General features: G+C 63.3%; 19 protein-coding genes and 3 pseudogenes. 8 read left to right on the forward strand and 14 right to left on the reverse strand.

The window, feature by feature from the left end; translation table 11 throughout:
- Positions 1 to 12: 12 nt before the first annotated feature.
- From repB to G3A50_RS21770, 4 genes are all read left to right on the forward strand, one after another.
- Positions 13 to 1,011, forward strand: a complete 999-nt coding sequence (repB, locus tag G3A50_RS21755; protein ID WP_163078106.1) for a plasmid partitioning protein RepB — start codon at positions 13 to 15, stop codon at positions 1,009 to 1,011.
- 188 nt (positions 1,012 to 1,199) lie between these two features.
- On the forward strand, positions 1,200 to 2,423 hold the full coding sequence (gene repC / locus G3A50_RS21760) for a plasmid replication protein RepC (RefSeq protein ID WP_163078108.1): 1,224 nt from the start codon (positions 1,200 to 1,202) through the stop codon (positions 2,421 to 2,423).
- 71 nt (positions 2,424 to 2,494) lie between these two features.
- Positions 2,495 to 2,740, forward strand: coding sequence for a type II toxin-antitoxin system Phd/YefM family antitoxin (locus tag G3A50_RS21765; RefSeq protein ID WP_163078111.1), 246 nt, complete (start codon positions 2,495 to 2,497; stop codon positions 2,738 to 2,740).
- Positions 2,740 to 3,177 (forward strand): type II toxin-antitoxin system VapC family toxin, encoded by a 438-nt coding sequence (locus G3A50_RS21770; protein ID WP_163078114.1) that lies wholly within the window; start codon positions 2,740 to 2,742, stop codon positions 3,175 to 3,177. The genes G3A50_RS21765 and G3A50_RS21770 overlap by 1 nt, the downstream gene beginning before the upstream one ends.
- A 23-nt stretch (positions 3,178 to 3,200) precedes the next feature.
- On the opposite strand, the gene G3A50_RS21775 is transcribed toward G3A50_RS21770, so the two are convergent.
- Genes G3A50_RS21775 through G3A50_RS21785 form a run of 3 tightly spaced genes read right to left on the reverse strand, consistent with a single transcriptional unit; the run spans position 3,201 to position 4,938 of the window.
- Entirely contained in the window at positions 3,201 to 4,280 is a 1,080-nt protein-coding gene (locus tag G3A50_RS21775) for a site-specific integrase (RefSeq protein WP_163078117.1), read from the reverse strand.
- Positions 4,280 to 4,684, reverse strand: coding sequence for a type II toxin-antitoxin system VapC family toxin (locus G3A50_RS21780; RefSeq protein WP_163078121.1), 405 nt, complete (start codon positions 4,682 to 4,684; stop codon positions 4,280 to 4,282). The genes G3A50_RS21775 and G3A50_RS21780 overlap by 1 nt, the downstream gene beginning before the upstream one ends.
- Positions 4,684 to 4,938, reverse strand: coding sequence for a type II toxin-antitoxin system Phd/YefM family antitoxin (locus G3A50_RS21785; RefSeq protein ID WP_163078124.1), 255 nt, complete (start codon positions 4,936 to 4,938; stop codon positions 4,684 to 4,686). The genes G3A50_RS21780 and G3A50_RS21785 overlap by 1 nt, the downstream gene beginning before the upstream one ends.
- A gap of 232 nt (positions 4,939 to 5,170) precedes the next feature.
- Between G3A50_RS21785 and G3A50_RS21790 the strand changes: the two genes are divergently transcribed.
- Both G3A50_RS21790 and scpB read left to right on the forward strand, forming a co-directional pair.
- Positions 5,171 to 6,127, forward strand: a complete 957-nt coding sequence (locus G3A50_RS21790) for a DUF1403 family protein (protein WP_163078127.1) — start codon at positions 5,171 to 5,173, stop codon at positions 6,125 to 6,127.
- 4 nt (positions 6,128 to 6,131) lie between these two features.
- Positions 6,132 to 6,842 (forward strand): SMC-Scp complex subunit ScpB, encoded by a 711-nt coding sequence (scpB, locus tag G3A50_RS21795; protein WP_163078130.1) that lies wholly within the window; start codon positions 6,132 to 6,134, stop codon positions 6,840 to 6,842.
- Between the two features lie 264 nt (positions 6,843 to 7,106).
- Here the strand turns inward: scpB and istB are convergent, their stop codons facing one another.
- The 4 genes and pseudogenes from istB to G3A50_RS21815 all read right to left on the reverse strand — a co-directional run.
- Positions 7,107 to 7,901, reverse strand: coding sequence for an IS21-like element helper ATPase IstB (gene istB / locus G3A50_RS21800; protein WP_163078133.1), 795 nt, complete (start codon positions 7,899 to 7,901; stop codon positions 7,107 to 7,109).
- Positions 7,891 to 8,925: pseudogene (gene istA, locus G3A50_RS21805) on the reverse strand (IS21 family transposase); the annotation flags it as partial. The pseudogene istA and the gene istB, both read right to left, overlap by 11 nt.
- Positions 8,926 to 8,958: 33 nt before the next feature.
- A protein-coding gene (locus G3A50_RS21810; RefSeq protein WP_163078136.1) for an IS3 family transposase occupies positions 8,959 to 10,106 on the reverse strand; the annotation gives its coding sequence in 2 pieces (ribosomal slippage) (positions 8,959 to 9,860 and positions 9,860 to 10,106; 1,149 coding nt in all).
- A 67-nt stretch (positions 10,107 to 10,173) separates the two neighbouring features.
- A pseudogene (locus G3A50_RS21815) lies at positions 10,174 to 10,662 on the reverse strand (helix-turn-helix domain-containing protein); the annotation flags it as partial.
- Positions 10,663 to 10,871: 209 nt separating this feature from the next.
- Here G3A50_RS21815 and G3A50_RS21820 point away from each other — a divergent pair.
- Together G3A50_RS21820 and G3A50_RS21825 are read left to right on the forward strand one after the other, a co-directional pair.
- The gene (locus G3A50_RS21820) at positions 10,872 to 11,330 is read left to right on the forward strand and encodes a MarR family winged helix-turn-helix transcriptional regulator (protein WP_163078138.1); all 459 of its coding nucleotides are present in this window, start codon (positions 10,872 to 10,874) and stop codon (positions 11,328 to 11,330) included.
- Complete coding sequence (locus G3A50_RS21825; protein WP_163078141.1) at positions 11,327 to 12,142, forward strand: NAD-dependent epimerase/dehydratase family protein; 816 nt, start codon at positions 11,327 to 11,329, stop codon at positions 12,140 to 12,142. Before G3A50_RS21820 ends, G3A50_RS21825 begins: the two co-directional genes overlap by 4 nt.
- A gap of 279 nt (positions 12,143 to 12,421) precedes the next feature.
- Here the strand turns inward: G3A50_RS21825 and G3A50_RS21830 are convergent, their stop codons facing one another.
- From G3A50_RS21830 to G3A50_RS21855, 7 genes and pseudogenes are all read right to left on the reverse strand, one after another.
- Complete coding sequence (locus tag G3A50_RS21830; RefSeq protein ID WP_163078144.1) at positions 12,422 to 13,780, reverse strand: peptidase; 1,359 nt, start codon at positions 13,778 to 13,780, stop codon at positions 12,422 to 12,424.
- 45 nt (positions 13,781 to 13,825) lie between these two features.
- Complete coding sequence (locus G3A50_RS21835; RefSeq protein ID WP_163078147.1) at positions 13,826 to 14,374, reverse strand: hypothetical protein; 549 nt, start codon at positions 14,372 to 14,374, stop codon at positions 13,826 to 13,828.
- Positions 14,371 to 15,510 carry a DUF3500 domain-containing protein gene (locus G3A50_RS21840; protein ID WP_163078150.1) on the reverse strand — a complete coding sequence of 380 codons (1,140 nt, stop codon included), beginning with the start codon at positions 15,508 to 15,510 and terminating at the stop codon, positions 14,371 to 14,373. Before G3A50_RS21840 ends, G3A50_RS21835 begins: the two co-directional genes overlap by 4 nt.
- Positions 15,511 to 15,730: 220 nt before the next feature.
- The gene (locus G3A50_RS21845; protein WP_246252643.1) at positions 15,731 to 16,300 is read right to left on the reverse strand and encodes an O-methyltransferase; all 570 of its coding nucleotides are present in this window, start codon (positions 16,298 to 16,300) and stop codon (positions 15,731 to 15,733) included.
- Positions 16,301 to 16,429: 129 nt separating this feature from the next.
- Positions 16,430 to 16,672: pseudogene (locus G3A50_RS22755) on the reverse strand (DUF2218 domain-containing protein); the annotation flags it as partial.
- The gene (locus tag G3A50_RS21850; protein ID WP_163078425.1) at positions 16,672 to 17,229 is read right to left on the reverse strand and encodes a PadR family transcriptional regulator; all 558 of its coding nucleotides are present in this window, start codon (positions 17,227 to 17,229) and stop codon (positions 16,672 to 16,674) included. The gene G3A50_RS21850 and the pseudogene G3A50_RS22755, both read right to left, overlap by 1 nt.
- Positions 17,230 to 17,638: 409 nt before the next feature.
- The gene (locus G3A50_RS21855) at positions 17,639 to 18,250 is read right to left on the reverse strand and encodes a TetR/AcrR family transcriptional regulator (RefSeq protein ID WP_246252635.1); all 612 of its coding nucleotides are present in this window, start codon (positions 18,248 to 18,250) and stop codon (positions 17,639 to 17,641) included.
- Positions 18,251 to 18,650: the final 400 nt, after the last annotated feature.

Here is an 18,650-nt window from a genome sequence, read left to right on the forward strand (position 1 = left end):
GAGAGAGGCGAGATGAGCAAGCGCACCCAATCCATTCGTTCTATGTTCGCCGGGCGCGGCGAGGGCGAGTTGTCAGCTGACAACAAGCCCTCCCTGCCCCGCGTGACCGCCGGCGCGGTTCGTTCGCTGAAGGAAACCTTCACCGATGTCGAGCGCGATTACCAGGCGTTGCGCGAACAGCTGTCGAATGGCGCTATCGTGGTCGAGCTTGATCCCACTCTCGTGGACCCATCGCCTTTTACTGATCGCATCCAGGATCAGGACGAATCCTCCTTCGAGGAGCTGAAGCGTTCCATTGCTGAGCGCGGGCAAGAAATCCCCATTCTGGTTCGCCCCCATCCCTCTTTACCGGGACGCTACCAGAGCGCCTATGGACATCGCCGGGTGCGCGCCGTTCGCGATCTCGGAGTGCAGGTCAAAGCCTATGTCCGGCCGCTGACCGATGAGGACCTGGTCGTCTCGCAGGGCATTGAGAACTCGGCGCGCGAGGATCTCAGTTTCATCGAGCGTGCGCTGTTTGCGCTCAGGCTGGAAGGTGCCGGTTTCCAGCGGACAGTGGTGCAGTCCGCCTTGACGATCGATCGGGCCGAGGCCTCCAAACTCATTGCTGTGGCGAAGGCGATTCCAGCCGATCTGGTCGCAGCAATCGGGCGGGCACCCAAGGTCGGCCGCGGCCGCTGGCAGTCACTGGCGGAGCTCCTTCAGGACGCGGTGCTGGTGGAAAGGGCGCGGGAGCTTATCGCACGGCCGGATTTTCGGACGCAATCGACCGGCGAACGGTTTGATACGATCTACGGTTTGCACAAGACCCCGGCTCCGCTGGCACCCGCAACGCAGGAACAGACTGTCCGCAGCCGGGATGGAACCGAGCTCGCAACATTGGTGCGATCGAAGAGAATCGTGCGCCTACAGATCGATCGGCAGCGGAACGAGGCTTTCGCTGACTTTGTGCTGCGAAAGCTGCCCGATCTTTACGACCTCTATACGCAGGAAAGGAGCGTTGATGAATGACGATTAGCCGGTAAGGCCCGCAGGCTGTAGCCGCAAAGAAAAAGGCCCCCGAAACGAATTCCGGAAGCCCTTCTCGATCTTTGGCGAGTTTGAGAATCGCACTTCCAGAAATCACCGTCAAGCCTCCCGTGAGGCCTTCGCGCCGTTTCGGCGAGCGTTTTTCTTTGCCCAGATCAAGGTGAAGGAAGATGCAGACGCATATCACGACGACGCCCTTTGGGCGGCGATCACTCTCGCTTGCCCATGTGGCGAGCCAGGCCGTGGCGAAGGCGCGCCCGCTCGACAAGGCGGTGCACAAATGGAACGTGTTCCGGGCGATCTGCACCGCGAAAGCGCGCATCGGCGTGTCCGAACGGGCGCTGGCGGTGCTTGACGCGCTGCTGTCGTTTCACCCGGAGACCGCGCTGACCGGCGAGGACCTCATCGTCTTCCCCTCGAACCAGCAATTGTCGCTGCGGGCGCATGGCATGGCGCCGGCGACGCTGCGCCGGCATCTCGCGGTGCTGGTTGATGCCGGGCTGATCGTGCGGCGCGATAGCCCGAACGGCAAGCGCTATGCCCGTAAGGACCGGGGCGGCGAGGTCGAGCTGGCCTTCGGCTTCGATCTGTCGCCGCTGGTGGCGCGAGCCGATGAGTTCGAAGCCTGGGCCAAGGAGGTGAGGGCCGAAGAGCGGGCGCTCAAGCTGGTGCGCGAGCGCATCACCCTGTGCCGGCGGGACATCGCTAAGATGATCGCCACTGGCATGGCGGAGGGCGTCCCCACGCGCGCGCAGGGGCCGGCCGACTGGATGGAGATCCATGGCCTCTACCGGGCCATTGTCGAGCGGATTCCGCGCAACGCCATTCGGCAGGCGCTGGAGCCGATCGCCGAGGACCTGACACTGCTGGCGGAGGAGATCCTTACCCTGCTGGAAGCACACGTGAAAACGTCAGTTTCGAGCGGCAATGAGTCTCAAACTGAGCGCCACAAACAGAATTCAAATCCAGATTCCCCTATTGATCTTGAACCTCGCTTTCGAGAAAGCAGGGGGGCGGGGACTGAGTTGAAAACGGAACCGTCGCGTCAGCCAGAAGGCGCGTACCCCCTCGGCATGATCCTCGATGCCTGCCCCGATATTATCGACTATGCCCGGAGCGGGATTTCCAACTGGCGGGACTTCATGGCGACCGTCGCCGTAGTCCGGCCAATGCTCGGGATCAGCCCCAGCGCCTGGGAGGAGGCGCAAGCGGCGATGGGTGAGGTGCAGGCCGCCGTGGTCGTCGCCGCCATTCTCCAGCGCGGCACGGCGATCAACAGCGCCGGCGGCTATATCCGCGATCTCACGCGAAAAGCGGAAGCCGGCGCCTTTTCCATCGGACCCATGCTCATGGCGCTGATCGGAAAGCGGAAAGGTGAGAAGAAACGGGCGTGACGAGGTGGGAGCATCTTGTCGCCCGATGTGGCTCGGATTATATGACCACTGTAGTCATATGGGAGGTGGCCGTGCGGGAGATTCAGCTCAAGGACGCGAAGGCGAGCCTGTCGGCGGTGATTGACGAGGCCGTGAAGGGCCATCCTGCGATCATCACACGGCACGGCCGCAAGCAGGCGGTTGTCCTCTCATTCGAGGACTATGAAAAGCTGGCGAATGTTCCGAGTTTCGGCAGGCTGCTGGCCTCCTTCCCCGGGGATGAGGGCGATATCCCCCCGCGAGGCGCCAGCCCTGCCCGGGCCGTTGTCGATTTCTGATGTTTCTGGTCGACACCAACGTCATCTCCGCACTGGCGCCGTCAAAGCGTGCCGTGGTGCCGGAGATCATCGCTTGGCTGGACGAGGCCAGTCCGCATCTGTTCCTCTCCGTCATTTCCGCCGCCGAGGTGGGCAGAGGAATCGCCAAGGCCGAGCGGGATGGAGCAACGACAAAGGCTCGCCAGTTGGCAGAGTGGTGGCAAAGCCTCGAACACCTCTATGCCGAAAAACTGCTGCCCTTCGATCTGAGATGTGCCCGTGCGGCCGGACTCATCTTTGATCGGGCGCGCGGGCATGAGCCCGGCTTTGAGGATATCGCCATCGCCGCAACGGCTGAGGTTCACGGCTTTACGGTGCTGACGCGGAATGTGCGTCACTTCCAGCCCCTGGGCGTTCGCGTCGCCGATCCCTTCCAGGAGCTGCCATCCTTGCCCTGATACGGCAGGGAAGCGCCTTCCCGCTACAGTCCCGCGGCCTGTGTGAGGTTCACGCGGAACCGGTCGCGGCGGCGCTGATAGCGGCGGGTCATTTCGGCGGAGGTGTGGCCGAGTTGGCGTTGCACATACCGCTCGTCGACTTCGGCCGAGGAGGCGAGCCCGGCGCGCAACGAGTGACCGGAGAATTTCATCTCCCGCTCGCCTTCGGTGAGGTCGCCGCGCACACCGGCGGCCAGCGCCGCGCGCTTGACCAGCCGGGCGATCTCGCGGTCGTTGAGCCGTTCAGTGCCGACATCCGTGCCGCGGCCGGTCACGCGCCGGAACAGCGGGCCATGGCCGATGCGCGCCAGCTTCAGCCAGGTCTGCAGCGCCGTGACCGGACAGGTGGCATCCGAGGAGCCGCGCCCGATTTCCACCTCGCGCCAGCCGGTTTTTCCACGCAACGTCACCACCATCCCCTTGTCGAGGATCTCGATCCAGCCGCGCCCATCCGGCGTCTGGTCGCGGCCGCAGTCCAGCCCGACGATTTCGGAGCGGCGCAGGCCGCCGGCGAAACCGATCAGCAGCATGGCGCGGTCGCGCAGGCCGCGCAGGGTTCCGCGTTCCAGGGTCTCCAGCATGGCGCGCAGGTCTTCGGGAAGCACCGCCTCCTTCTGCCGGGGCGGGGTGGCATGGGTGTTGCGGATGCCGGCGAGCACGGTGGCGATATGCCGGTCCTTGCGGTCGAGCGGCGTGCCGCGCTGGGCGTAGTTCCAGCCGATGGCCGAGAGCCGCCGCTCGATAGTCGCGACGGAACTCTTCTTGCCGCCGGGGAGAGCCGTGCCCGAGGCGCATGCGGTGATGTAGAGCCCGACGAGCTGAGGGGAGGGGGGCAGCGGATCGAGGCCGTGGCGTCGGCACCATCCGGAAAAATGCGCCCAATCGCTGGCATAGGCGCGGCGCGTGTTCGCTGAACTCGCCGCCTCGACATAGTCCCGCGCACGATCGGTAAGTCGTTCGAGATGAGCGGGCAGGGCAGATGACGGCTGCACAACGGGCGAGGGGAGGGGGCGGTCGGGCAGCTGATCCTTCGCCTCCGTGAACGGTCCCTCCGCGTCATTCATCAATCGGCATCCCAGGGGTTGATGAAGGAGGCGCCGGTGTCTTCGAAATCCTTCACATTGCGGGTAACGAGGATGAGGTCGTGAACGATGGCGGTCGCGGCGATAAGCCCGTCAATGTCACCGCGCGGCCGGAGGGCGGCAATCCGCCCCCACTCGACCGAAATCGGATCGGTGACGGGAAGAATGCGGTCGGCATGATCGTGGCGGAGCTTGCGCAGCCATTCCGCGAGGTGACCGGCCGTCTTGGGATCGGCCTTCTGCTTCAGCGCAATGCCGCGCATGATCTCGCCGAGGGTCAGGGTGCTGAGATGGACGCTGAGCGGATCGATGCCGCGCAACCAGGCTATCGCCGGCCGTGAGCCGCGCCGGGCTTCCGAGATGACGTTGGTATCGACCAGATACATCAGAGCGCGACGTCGCGGCTCGGAGCGCTGGCGCGCCGCTCAACAGCCTCGGCGAGGTCCGCGTCCCAGGCGGGGCCGGACAGCAGATCATCGACCAGGCTCGGCCGGCCGGCACGCAGCGTGTCGTAATCGGCGGCGGAGAGCACCACCGCCGCGCGCTCGCCGCGCAGGGTGACAATCTGCGGTCCCTCAGTGCGTGCTTTCTGCACCACGCGGGAGAACTGGTTCTTGGCATCCTGCAGCGGCCATTCCATCGCGCAAGCTCCTAGCTAGACTGTCTAGCTATATAAGGGGCGGTTCGCCACCGTCAACGCCACCCATTCCCATCCAAGAGGGGCGATTTCGGCCCGCTACCTCACCCGTCTCTATATAAAGAGTGAAATGACCGATAATGCAACATTATCGTTCATTCTCTGCGAACGACAGGGTGTGCGTTTATTGACTAAATTTATCGCATAAACCGCACAGATCGGCTACGCTGCTGCGATGATTCCGGCCGCCAATCGCGCTCTCCCTGCCGTTCCCTCGCTGCCCGCTGTGCCGGGTTGGGCGCAGCCACGCGGCCGTGTCTCCAGCGATGTGGAAGCCGCCTTCATCGCCGGCGCAGCATTGAATTCATTGGATAATCTGGTGCGGATCGCCCCGCTTTGGGCCGGCGCTTGGCGTCAACGGCTGGCCCTGAAATGTGCCGCGACGGCGGTCTCCATTGTCGGTCGCACCGAGGATGAGGCGGCGTTGCGCGATGCCTGGTATTTGCGCCCCGTGAATGGCGATCCCGGGCCCGCCGGTCGAGTTTTCGAGGCCTGGAAGCGGCTGGCCAGCCGTTCGCCCGGGATCGACAGCGCCTCTCTCAAATCGACCGTTGGCTGGATGGGAATTCACGGGGGCGACGAGCTCGAGCCGCTGATGGAGCGGGTCGCCGCGCTCGGCCGCTCCAGCGAGCCAGCACCAATCGCCGCCGCCGCTATGGTCATTGAGGTGATGGCGATCCGCCCGGACGCCGAACTGCTCGGCTGGTGGCTTGCCGATCAGGTCGTGGCGCTGAAGCTGCGCTGGCCGCTGCCGGTGCCGCTCTTGGTGAGCCAGGCGCGCAGCAGCGCTTTTCGGGAGGAGGGCGGTCGCAGCAGGCGCATTCGCCCAGGCGAAGAAGGTTTTGAACGCGGAGTGTGTGTAGCTCTAGCGCAGGCGGCAGCCGAGGCCTGCCGGCTGGCCGCCGACATCGCGCCGCGCGCCGCCCGGCTTGAGGGCGCCGTGCCCAAACTGCGCGCCAAGGGGGCCGGGGAGGCGATAAGACTGTTGCTCGACGAGGATGCGGTGCCGGGCACGCTGCAGACCGCGCATTTGACCCGCTGGGGGGCGCGCCGGCTGTTCGAGCGTCTCGTAGCCCTGGATGCGGTGCGCGAGCTCTCCGGTCGCTCCGCCTTCAAACTCTACGGGCTCTGACGTCATGGCACGGCGCAAACCAACCCAGGAAGGTCTGGACCTCGAGCTGGCCGAGCTGCCGCCCGAGCTGCGCTGGCGCGAATGGATGGGCCGGGTCGAGGCGGTGATTTTTGCCTCTCCGGAGCCGGTCGGTCGCGAGAGGCTGGCGTGCGTGGTCGGACGGGAGTGCAATCTCGATCTTCTCCTCGACGATATCCGTGCTGAGCTGGTGGGTCGGCCCTACGAGCTTGTCGCGGTTGCCGGCGGCTGGCAGCACCGCACCAAGAAGGGTTTTGCCGACGCGATCCGCACCGCCACCGGCCTGGGCACGCAGACCCCGTCGCTGTCGAAATCGGACTCCCTGGTGCTGATGTGCATTGGCTTCTACCAGCCGATCACCCGCGGGGAGTTGGGTCAGTTTTTTGGCAAGGAGATCAGCCGCGATGTCATCGGCATACTGCGCCGGTTTGGGTTTATCGCGGCCGGTCCGCGCAGCCCAACCCCGGGCGCGCCCTACACCTATGTGACTACCAAGGCGTTCCTCACGCATTTTGGGCTGAACACGCTGCGCGATCTGCCCGACATGGAAGCGCTTGAAGACGCCGGGCTGCTGAGCCGGGACCGGCTGCTGGCGGGGGACTTTCCCTTGGCGCGGGACACTGCGGAGGAGGGGAGCGACGAAATGGAGGACAGCACTTTGGATCTCGGGGCGCCGGTCCTGACGGAGAATGATTAGCTCCGCTTTTGACTTTAAGCAGCCGATTATGGCGTCCGCTTTGAGATAACTGGAAAGCTAGCAAATGCGCCCAAAAACCGCTGCCGAATAGAATGTGTTTTCGAGCTGCCGACTACGACCGGTTTTGGGCGGTCTCCCGCCAGCCTCGGATCTGGCCCCAAAAACCCTGCCAAATTGATCATGCTTCCTCGAGTCTGTTGATTTCCGGGGAGAAGTGACCCTGGATTTCCACTGAGAAGACCCTCCCTGATGGTCGTCGGTTTGTCAGGTGACGGTCAAGTTCTTCGACTTTTCCTTTGTGGTTTTAGGTGGCTTTGCCGAGGAGTTCCGGAAGCGGAAGCTGTCATTGCCGGTCTCCAGGATGTGGCAGTGATGCGTCAGGCGATCGAGCAGCGCCGTGGTCATTTTTGGATCGCCGAAGACGCTGGCCCATTCCGAGAAGCTGAGATTGGTGGTGATGATCACGCTGGTACGCTCATAGAGCTTGCTCAGCAGGTGGAACAGCAAGGCGCCGCCTGAGGTGCTGAACGGCAGGTAGCCCAGCTCATCCAGAATGACGAGATCGCAGTGAGACAGCCGAGTGGCGATCTGCCCGGCTTTTCCCTGGGCCTTCTCCTGTTCGAGGGCATTGACCAGCTCGACTGTGGAGAAGAAGCGGACCCGCTTGTGGTGATGCTCGATAGCCTGAACCCCAAGCGCCGTTGCGATGTGGGTTTTTCCGGTGCCAGGGCCTCCCACCAGAACGACGTTATGAGCACCTTCCATGAACTCGCAGCGATGGAGCTGGCGCACGAGCGCCTCATTGACCTCGCTGCTGGCGAAGTCGAAGCCGTTGAGGTCGCGGTAGGCCGGGAAGCGCGCCGTTTTGAGCTGATTGGCCCTCGATCGGACCTCGCGCTCGGCGGCCTCTGCCTTCAGCAGTTGCGACAGGATCGGCACGACGGCCTCGAAGGCCGGCGCGCCCTGTTCGGTCAGTTCACTGACCGCTTGCGCCATGCCGTGCATCTTGAGGCTGCGCAACATGATGACGATGGCGCCACTGGCCGGGTTATGACGCATGGCGCGCCTCCTTGGTCCGCCGCAAGACGTCGTAGCGTTCGACGTTGGCTTGCGGCTCAGTGGTCAAAGTGAGAGCAGAAGGAGGGTCCACGGTCGGCGTTAATAGCGCGGTGCCATCGATCAGGCGGTGCAGCAGATTGAGAATGTGGGTCTTGGTCGGCACGCCGGCCTTGAGCGCCATCTCGACGGCTGTGAGCACCACCTGCTCATCATGCTGGAGAACCAGCGACAGGATCTCCACCATCTCGCGGTCGCCACCCGGTGTCTTGAGCAGATGCTGCTGCAGGGATCGGAAGGCTGGTGGCATCTGCGCGAAGGGAGCGCCATTGCGCAGGGCACCGGGTTTGCGCTGTACCACGGTGAGATAGTGCCGCCAGTCGTACACGGTCTGGGTTGGACGGCCGTGAGAGCGTGCAAAGACCCGGCGATGCTCGCAAACGGCTTGCCCTTCCGCGACCACGACGATGCGGTCGGGATAGACGCGAAGGCTGACCGGCCGGTTGGCGAACGAGGCCGGCACGCTGTAGCGATTGCGCTCCAGATGCACCAGGCAGGTTGGAGAGACCCGCTTGGCATGTTCGACAAAGCCGTCGAAGGGACGCGGCATCGCCATCAGGTGCCGCACCTCCTCAGCCCATACCTCGGCGATCGTGCCGGGCTGCGAACCGTGCCCGGTCTGCGACCACCACTCCCGGCATCGCATCTCCAGCCAGTCGTTCAGAACCTCCAGAGAAGATACGTTCGGCGTCGGCTGCCAGAGCCGATGGCGGGCATCCTGTACGTTCTTCTCGATCTGTCCCTTCTCCCAGCCTGAGGCAGGATTGCAGAACTCGGCCGCGAACAGGAAGTGGCTCACCATGGCCGCGAAGCGGATATTGACCTGGCGCTGCTTACCGCGCCCGACCTTATCGACCGCCGTCCTCATATTGTCGTAGATGCCCCGCTGCGGCACGCCGCCCAGCACCCGGAAGGCGTGGTTATGCGCGTCGAACAGCATCTCATGGGTCTGCAGCAGATAGGCTCGAAGTGGCCTGCTGCCGGTTCTGTGGACACGAGGTTAAGCTAATTTGGCTCGCTCCTCGAACTCGACGGGGCTGAGATAGCCCAATGTCGAGTGCCTGCGCCGGCGATTGTAGAAGCGCTCGATGTAGTCGAACACGTCGGCCCTGGCATCATCCCTCGTCCTGTAGACCTTGCGGGCTGTCCGCTCGGTTTTCAGCGACGAGAAGAAGCTCTCCATCGCAGCATTGTCCCAGACGTTGCCCGATCGGCTCATCGAGCAGGTGATGCCGTGGTCAGCCATCAGTCGCTGGAACTGCTCGCTCGTATATTGGCTGCCCTGGTCGGAGTGATGCAGCAGGCTGTCCGGCTTGCCGCGGCGCCAGATCGCCATAATGAGGGCATCGGTGACGAGCTGCGCCGTCATCTCTGCCTTCATCGCCCAGCCGACGACACGTCGTGAGAACAGGTCGACGACGGCGGCAACGTAGAGCCAGCCCTCCGCGGTCCAGATATAGGTGAAGTCCGCCACCCATTTCTGGTTCGGGGCCGAGGCCTCGAAGGCGCGGTCGAGCAGATTGTCAGACGCGGCTGCCCGCACGCCGACATCCTTCGGCAACCCACGACGGCGCGGCCGGGCTCGCAACCCACGCTCCCGCATGATCCGTTCAACCCGATGCAGCCCGCAGGAGAGCCCTTCCGCCAGCACATCGTGCCAGACCCGTCGTGCACCATAGGTCCGATCGCTGCTCTTGAAGCTCCGGTCGACCGCCGTCGCGAGCACGTCATCATGCCGGGCATGCGCACTGGGGCTGCGATTGAGCCAGGCATGAAAGCCCGACCGCGAGACATCCAGAGCGTCGCATAGCCATGCCACCGGCCAGATGCTCCGGTGCTTCGCGATGAAGGCGAACTTCATATCGCTTCCCTCGCGAAGAAGGCTGCGGCCTTTTTTAAGATGTCGCGCTCCGCCTTCAGCTTGGCCACTTCCCTGCGCAGCCGGTCAATCTCGAGCTGCTCGGGCTTCATCTGACCCTGCCCGGGAAAGGCATGCTGAGGATCCGCCTTAGCCTCGCGAACCCATTTACGCAGCACGTTCTCGTGCACATCCAGGTCGCGGGCAGCCTGCGCAACGGCAACGCCCCGATCCTTCACCAATCTCACAGCCTCAAGCTTGAACTCGCGGCTGAACCTCCGTCGTTGCATTCCCGCTCTCCAGTCCCGTTGAACACCTTATCTCGGTGTCCACGAAACCGGCAGCAGGCCAAAGTGTGAAGGCACGGCTGTAGGACAGCTTGGCGTGAGCGACCTGCAGCTTGGTGCGCTCGCCGGCAATGATCGCCCAGTCCTCGGACCAATCGAACTGGAAGGCCTCGCCCGGGACAAACGCCAGGGGCACAAAGGTGCCGCGGCCAGAGATGTGCTGCTCGCGCTGCCGAGCGGCCTTCCAGTCACGGGCAAAAGCTGCAACCCGATTATACGAGCCCTCATAGCCGAGAGCCATCAGATCGGCATGCAGCTGCCCGATGGTGCGTTTCTGCTTGCGTGTTTTGCCGCTCTCGACCCGCAGCATGGCCGAGAGCTTATCCGCATAGGGATCGAGTTTGCTCGCCCGCTCCGGAACCTGAAACCGCGGCTCTACGCTATCCGCGCGCAGATACTTGCGAACCGTGTTCCTCGAGAGCCCGGTCCGCCGGGCGATCTCCCGGATCGAGAGTTGGTCCCGGCGATGCCAGCGCCGCATGACGCTCAATAACTCCATGTCGATCACTCCAAGGCCTCCCGCGCACATGGCGAGAGACAGTGAAAACATGGGTCAATTCTCGATGGAAAAATCGCCGCCTAAAGGGTCAAATCTAAATGGAAATCAACACTAACTGCTTTTGGATGAGCAGAGCAGACTAGCCGCCGTTGGCCCCACCCCATCATGACACCCTTGACAATATGTTTGCTTCCTAACATTATTGTCAGATGGCTAACAAGATTGATGGTCCTGAACACGCTTCGGTGGGGGCTTGGGCAAAACGGTGCTACTTCGCCGGACGCGCGATGATGGAGGACACCCTCCGGTCTCATGGTCTGGGCGCTACGCAATGGTATGTCTTGCATCAGCTCGCCCAAGTCGGGCCGACGATGCAGCGTGAACTGGTGCGATTGCTGCAGATCGAGCGCGCGACGGTGAGCACCATTGTCGGAACGCTCGTCCGAAAGGGCCTAGTCGAACAGGTCCCGGATGCCGTCGATCAGCGCCAGAAACTGCTTCGCCTGACGCTGGCGGGCAAGACGCTGTGGGGCGAACTGCCCGATCTGGGCTTCATCCATGACGCGGCGTTTGCTGGCTTTTCCGAAGCCGACATCGAGATTACGGCGCGGGTGCTCAAAGCGGCAACCGAGCGCCTCAATCAACGATTGAAAGGAGAACAGGCATGACAATCCTCGTGACCGGCGCGACCGGATTGGTCGGTGAGCGCTTGTTGCCGCGCCTCGCGGAGGCTGGAGTGGACTGCCGCGCCTTGGTTCGCCGCGGCAGGGATGTTCCCGCTGGGATAGTGGCCGTCGAAGGCGACCTCTTCGATCCGGCATCGCTGGCGCACGCTGTCGATGGAGTTTCGGCGATCATCCATCTGGCGGCGGTGTTTCGCACGCAGGACACCGACCTGATCTGGAAAAGCAATCTGGAGGGCACGCGCAGCCTGATTGCAGCGGCACAGGCCCATGCCCCCAAGGCACGCTTCATCATGTCGAGCACTTCCAACGTTTACAACAGAAACACCTCACATCCGGGATGCGAAACGGATGCGGTCGAACCGGAACAGGCGTATCCGGCCAGCAAGGTCGCGGCGGAGAAGGCGCTACGCGAAAGCGGCCTGAACTGGTCGATCCTTAGGTTCCCTTTCGTCTATGGCGATGGCGACGGCCATCTGGAAATGTTGCCAAAGCATGTGGCGGCCTTCGGATTCCATCCTGCCAATCGAATGAGCACGATACATCATCGCGACATCGCGACCGCGACGAACCTAGCGTTGGCCGGGGCGTTCGACGGTCGCATCGTCAACATCTCTGACGAAGCGCCCACTACAATCTACGAGCTGGTCAGGCTCGTCGGCGAAACGATGGCCTCGTCATCCGAACCAATGCAGAACCCTTGGCATCTTCATATCGACGCTTCGCTTTCACGTAGTCTTGGCTTTCAATCGACGGTGAGGACTGTTTATCAAGCGGCGCAGGACGGGATACTTTGAGAACAGGGCATTAGCATAAGATCAAACCTGCCGGGCGAAGCCACTCCTTCCGATTAGCTCCCAGATTTAGAAAGATCGGCAGCTTTCAGGCATGAGAGTTGGATCGCGAACGGCTTTGTCTGGTCTTGAACGGTCATCCCGAGCTGTCGCAAAAAATCGGTCGCGAAGCTTTGCCTGTCGCGACCGACTTCTGCGACAGAAATTATCCTACAAAATCAATGCCGCCATTTTCGTCGGGAACTTAGGAATTCCGCGACGTATGATCCGCATCCGCAACCACTACCCATGCTGACGGAATATCCACTCGCGGATAGGTTCGATCGTATAGGCAATGCGCCAAGTGTTCCGATGGCCGCTCGCACCGGCGGTCGATTCGCCTGCGGGAATGACGGTGCCCTTCTCGAAGCTGACATAGTTGATTGGGGTGTCCTTTGCATCGATCGCCTCGAAGGCGGTGCGGAATTGCTCCGCGCTCCATGTCCCGTTCCACACGGCGCGGCTGATCTTCGCACCTTCCTGTTCCAGTACCTCCATGATGGCATTTTCGCCGGGAAATGCCCCCGGATCGTCCTGCGAGACCAGCACAAAAAGCTTGGCCTGCGCCAGCGGCTTCACCAATGTCGATCCCCACTGGCCGGCGACAAGGAAGGATGCGGCGAAGAAGCCCGGATAGGCGATGTTCATGGCGATCGACATCATGCAGCCGCCCGACTGGCCGGTGGCGTAGAGGCGTTTCCGGTCGATGCTGTATTCCTTCGCCAGCGCCTCCACGAGATGGATTGTGGTCTCCATCATGCTCGACGTCCGGGACTCGTTATCAACGATGATCTCGGCATATTGCGGCGCCAGCACGAAACACGGGCGCTTGGCCTGGTCCTCGGGGCTGGCCCATGAGATCGCGCCCAGGCCCTGGAACAGCGTCGTACGCGTCACGTCGCTGGTCGCGCCAGCGTCGTGCATGAACAGAACCAGCGGATAGGATCGGCTTGCATCGTAATCCTTTGGCACGAAGAGATTATAGCGCAGCAGATCGCCAGTCTCAGGATCGTTGAACACAAGCTGCCGGAAGTCGTCCACAACGAGGTTCTTCACCTTCGTCGTCTCGATGGCGCTGTCGCCGCCCGCGACGACATGCCCGTCGGCCAGCGTGATTGGGCCGGGTTGCAGCACCGCCGCGCTGGCGGCCGGATAGATCGTGTCATAGGCCGGGATGTCGCCCGCCTGACCCGGTCCGCGTCCGCCGACGCCACCCACATTACCGCCGGGGCCGCTGGCCGCTCCGCCCTGCTGTCCGATTTTCCGGGCCAGCGCGGCATTCGCATCCTCGGGCGACAGGGCGACGATGACGAAAGGGCCTATCTCGGCCCGGCCCGCCGGATCGGCGGAGGTGCTGGCGAAGACGCCGGTGACGGTCCGTCCCTCGACCGCGAAGTTTCCGGCGGACAAATCGACCCCTTTGACAGGCGCGTCGTATTCTACCGCCACCGCCGTCAGTTTGACGCCCTCGCCGAAGACCTCGGTGACGGCCGTGGCGGATTTCGCATGGCCGGGGCCGTCATGGGCGAATATGGGCACACCGATGGTCAGCACCATACCGGCTCCGGCACCCATGATCAGCAGATTGCGGCGTGTCGGCATTGCATGACCTCCTTCAATCCTCAAACTCTTCCATCTGCGCCACGCTCATTGCCCCGGCCTCTCCACCACAAAATCCAGCCGCCAGGATGACTGCTCCGGGCTGCGGTGCTGGCTGAGGATGCGGATGGCGGGGTCGTGCGGACTGAGCGCGTTGACCATGTAAACGGCGATGCCGCTCCGGTGTCGGTTCTCGAAGGTCAGGCTGCGGGGACCGTTGGCGGGCGGCAGGTTCGCCTCGAAATCCAGCAGGATCGCGGCCTCGCCCCGCCTTATCTGGTTGACATCGGCAAAGCTGCCGCCGGTCAGCTGCAATGGCAGTGCAGAGCCATCGGCCTCCAGCGACAGTTCCTCCCGCACCCCGGCGGCATAGCTGTCCCATTCCACCTGCGACAGGGCTCCGTCCCCGTCGCTATCGATCCCGGCGATGACGGCGTCGGCAACTTCCGCGCCGGGTGTCAGGCGCAGGTGCAGTTCCACCCGGTCCGAAGCCACGGCGATGGTCGCGGCTTGCAGATACTCGTCTAGCCGATGCGCCGAGGCCGGCGTGACGAACCCGAACAAGGCCACGGCGAGCGCGATCCCCCGCGCGGTCATGGCGTCGTGATCCCCTGGCCGTAGTCGTTCGCCGGATCACGGTAGACGGTGTGGACATGCATGGTCGGATCGCCGCCGACGCCTTGCGGCGAGAATTCGATGATCAGCTTAGGTCCCTGAATCCGGTAATAGGAGGAGCCGTTCCGCCCCGACACATGCGTGGTCGGGCCGCTCCAGGCGAACCAGGTTTCGTCCAGCCCCGCCTCGATCTCGGCCATGCGCGGCGCGGCATAGTCCTCGTTGACGATGCCTGCCCATTCCCGGGTCAGCTCCAGCAGCAGCATCCGCTGCGCTGGCGTCATCTCCGAGGCCCGCAGCCCCTCGGGCACGATGGTCTCGCCGCTGCGGCCGGGGCCGAAGACCAGATCGCCGATTTGATAGTCGAGGATCGCCTTGCCGCGCTGTTTCTCGTCCAGCGCATCGAGCAGCGCGAAAGCCTTGTCGTTCTCGCCCGCCAGCACTCGCACGGTTTCACCCGACGCATTGGTATAGACGGCGGGTTGCGCGCCGGTCAGCGCCGGCGTGGCCACGCCCTGCGCGCCCCGGACGACCACGTTCAGGCCGAGGTGATGCGCGCCGAATTGCAGCATCCACGGATCGTGCATGCCGGGGATACCGAACAGGCCGAGCGTATAGTGATCGGTTCCCGAGGCGTAGTTCGTGCCGCCCTCGTGTAGCACCTGATCGGAGCCCATGATCTCCAGCACCTTGCGGTAGCCATCAGAGCTGAGCACCGTTTCCAGAAGGTGCAGCGCGGCGGTGCGCTGGTCCCCGGTCATCTCGCCCAGCGAAAGACCCGGCCGGGGCACGTCGCTGGCCGGGAAGTTCGACCAGACCGCCGCGCCATATTGCTCGCCCACGAAGCCGGGCAAGACTCCGGTGCCCGGCCCGCCGCCATTCCGGCCTCCCCCCTCGGGACCGCCGATACCGGTGGGGCGTTCACCTCGGGGCGGACGTTGGGCTGCCGCATCCTGCCTGCCGGGTCCCCCCGGCGTTCCCTGCCGCGCGAATTGCGCGGCAGCGGGTCTGGCGGCCGGGTTGAAGGGGAGCAGCACTGTCTCCCGCTGCCCGGGGTCGAGCGTCTCCAGAAAGGTGTTCGCGGCGTCCACGATGATCTTGGTGCGGGTGGAAGCCATGTCTTGCACTACGCTGTTCGGACTCGATTGCGCCCAACTTGTCGAGCGCGACAAGGTGACGGGAATGAGGGCCAGGGCGAGAGCGGAAACGGAAAGGATGTACCGCCTCGTCAAAGTGCCCTGGCTTCGTGTAGCCGACGACGAGCCCGGATGCGCCGCCACGTTTCTTTCCCGCATGATCCGTTTCCGCCTCTCTCCGTTTGCCGACATGCGACGCACCTCAGGCCGGCTCGTAGCGGCTGACTTCGATGCCGGAGCCGACCGGCAGGAGCACGCTGGTGATGCCGGGCCTGGCGCGAACGGCCTTGCCGTAATCCTTCACGGCGGGGTCCGGACCCAGCATGTTGTCGGCGACGATGATCGCGCCCGGAGCGAGCTTAGGGTAGAAGGCCTCGAGACAGGGAACGTAAAGATCTTTCCAGAGGTCGAGGAAGACGAAGTCGACCGTGCCCGGCAGCTCGCCAATCATCGCGACGGCGTCTCCGACCTTGAAGTCGATATGGTCGGCAAGACCGGCCTTCTCCGCCATCTCCCGCGCATGGGCCGACTTGTAGCCGTGCAGTTCCATGGTGACGAGCCGGCCGCCGGTCGCCCGCGCCGCCTCCGCCAGCCAGATGCCGGAATAGCCGAAGGACGTGCCGATCTCCAGGATGGTCGGCGCGGCGAGGCTCCTCACCAGTATGTTCAGGAGGCGACCCGTGTCCGGGCCGATGGCGCGCATGCGCTGGTCCTGTCCGCCGTCGCGGCCGCCGGGCGTCTCGGCGTGCGGGCCTGTGCGCTCCTCGCGCATCCGCGCGTGATAGGTGTCGAGGACAGCGCTCACCCGGTCGTCAAGCACATGCTCGCCGAAGGAAGGCACACGCCAGTCGATCGCGAGTTCCTCTCGGAAGGCGAAGCGCAGGAGATGGCGCGCGACGACGTCCCCAAGCTGCGCCATCTTCTCCTCGTCCTCGGCTATCAGAGACAGGCGCAGGAGCCCGTCACGAGCCGAAAGACGGCATTCGCCGATGGAGAAGGTGATCTGTCCCGACCGCTCGTCGAAGCTGACGGGAAGCTTGTGCGCGAAATGCTTGCAGAGCTGCTGAAGATAGCGGCTGGCGTTGGGCGTCCTGACCGCGGCCACACGCTGCACGGCGGAAGGCATAGGGGACTGTGCGTTCATCAGCTTTGCTCCACTGTCCGGGCCGCCTGGTCGAGAGCGTTGGCGATCTTGCCGGCCGCTTCTACGTCGAGCGGTTCGCGATTCAACCGAAGCCGCAGAGCCAGCTTGAAGTTCCTGATGGCGTCAGCGACCAACTCCGGCAGGTGCCCTGCGCCTTCGGCCGCCGCAGCCATGCGGGACAGGAGTTCGTTGGCCGCCGTCCGGTTGGCGACGAGGAAGGCTTCTCCCTCGGGCGTGATGCGGTAGAGCTTCCTGCCCGACGCTTCGGGTTCGATCGCGGCATAGCCCATATCGTCAAGCCAGGAGAGCGTCGGATAGATCACGCCGGGGCTCGGGGTGTAGGCGCCGCCGAAGCGTTCCTCGATCTCCTTGATCAGTTCATAGCCGTGGCGCGGCCGCTCGGCGATCATCGCCAGAAGCAGAAGCCGCAGTTCGCCATAGTCGAAGAGCCGGCCACCGCCGTGGCGACCGTGCCGATGGCCTTTGCCGTGGTGGCCTTCAGGGTGGTCCGGATGGAGGGGATGGCGGTCCGGTCCGCCTCTGTATCTTGTTTTCATGCGTCCGATATAGTTCTCGATATATCGAAAATCAAGATATATCGAGAATTTGATTGGACGCTGGTTGAACAATGACGCGAGGCACGTCCGCAGGCTCTCTGGGGCACTCCAGCCCCGGGGCATCCGGTCGAGTGCAAGTCCCGCCAGGCCACGCTGTGCAGCAAGACCATACCGACATGGCCAACAGTGTGTGCCAGCAACGTCCACTCCAGCAGGCCGCGCTAATTCTGGTACTATATGGTACCGATATGTTGGGCTGAGTTTCGGATGTCAAGTTTGACCGACATTACAAATGGGAAAGGTAAGGGCAGGACGCGCATTCAATGCGCCGCGGGTACGCTCCGAAGAGCGGTGCAGTGCCATCCCTTGCAGAAGCCTATGAGGCCTCGCATCCGATCACTTGGGAGCGTTATTGGGCCGATGTCTCAGAACAAGGCGCGGTTCCACGCAGATAGATTTCGAGACGCTTCTTGATGTGTTCCGTACGGCGCGCGCGGTCGGTGCGATTTTGAAGACGCCGGCGCGGAAGCAATGCGCCGAACACGATATCCATAAGCATTCCGGCATTTACAAGCGGATCCTCGACTTTGATCCGGCCACGGAGGCGCTCACTCTCCAGCCACTCGATCAAGTCTCCGCGGGACCGGATTATTTGGTGTTCATAGAGATAATCCGAAAGCTCCGGAAACTGGCTCGACTCTCGCGTGATGAGTTGCAGGATGGCTTCACGCTCTTTCTCAGCGTCGTCGTCGATGTCCAGCCGGAAAATCCGTACGAGGGTCTCCATGAGCGGAAGGTCTTCCCCGACCGGCCGCGGAAGATCAAGGATGATGTGGCGGTTGTCTTTCACCACCGCAGCGAACAACTCCGTCTGGTTCTTGAAGAACTGATAGATCGCGCGTTTGGAGACCTTGGCCCGCGCGGCGACCACGGCGGTGGTCGTTCGCCCAAATCCCAGATCAACGAATGCCTCATGGGCGGCTTTGACGATCGCGCGGCGTCGCATCTCGTCACTGAGCACCTTGGGGCGCCCACGCCGTGGCGGTCGCCCATTCGTCTTTGTTACGGAAGTTTCATTTGACATCGCGGGTCACCCAACAATATCGGTACCATATAGTACCTAAAATTCCAATATGAAATTCATCAAACGCGCCCACGGAGACGGCCATGTGCCCAGACTTCATTTCCAACGCCGAGCGGCATGGCATCTGTGACCCGCGCATCGCAGGCGTGCTGCAACGAATGCCTCTTCCGGCAACGGAAATAGGCCTTGTCCGCATCGGGAAATAGGCCGGCAACGCACGGGACGCACATGCTTAGAATAATTAGACCTCTTGCCCTGCTGGTGGGGCTGCTACCGCTGGTCGCCTGCAACGACTCGCAAGCGCCTTCCACGGCGCCGGGCGGGGCAGAGCCAGTGC

It is taken from the genome of Ancylobacter pratisalsi, from assembly GCF_010669125.1.
In the GTDB taxonomy this organism is placed as follows: Bacteria; Pseudomonadota; Alphaproteobacteria; order Rhizobiales; family Xanthobacteraceae; genus Ancylobacter; species Ancylobacter pratisalsi.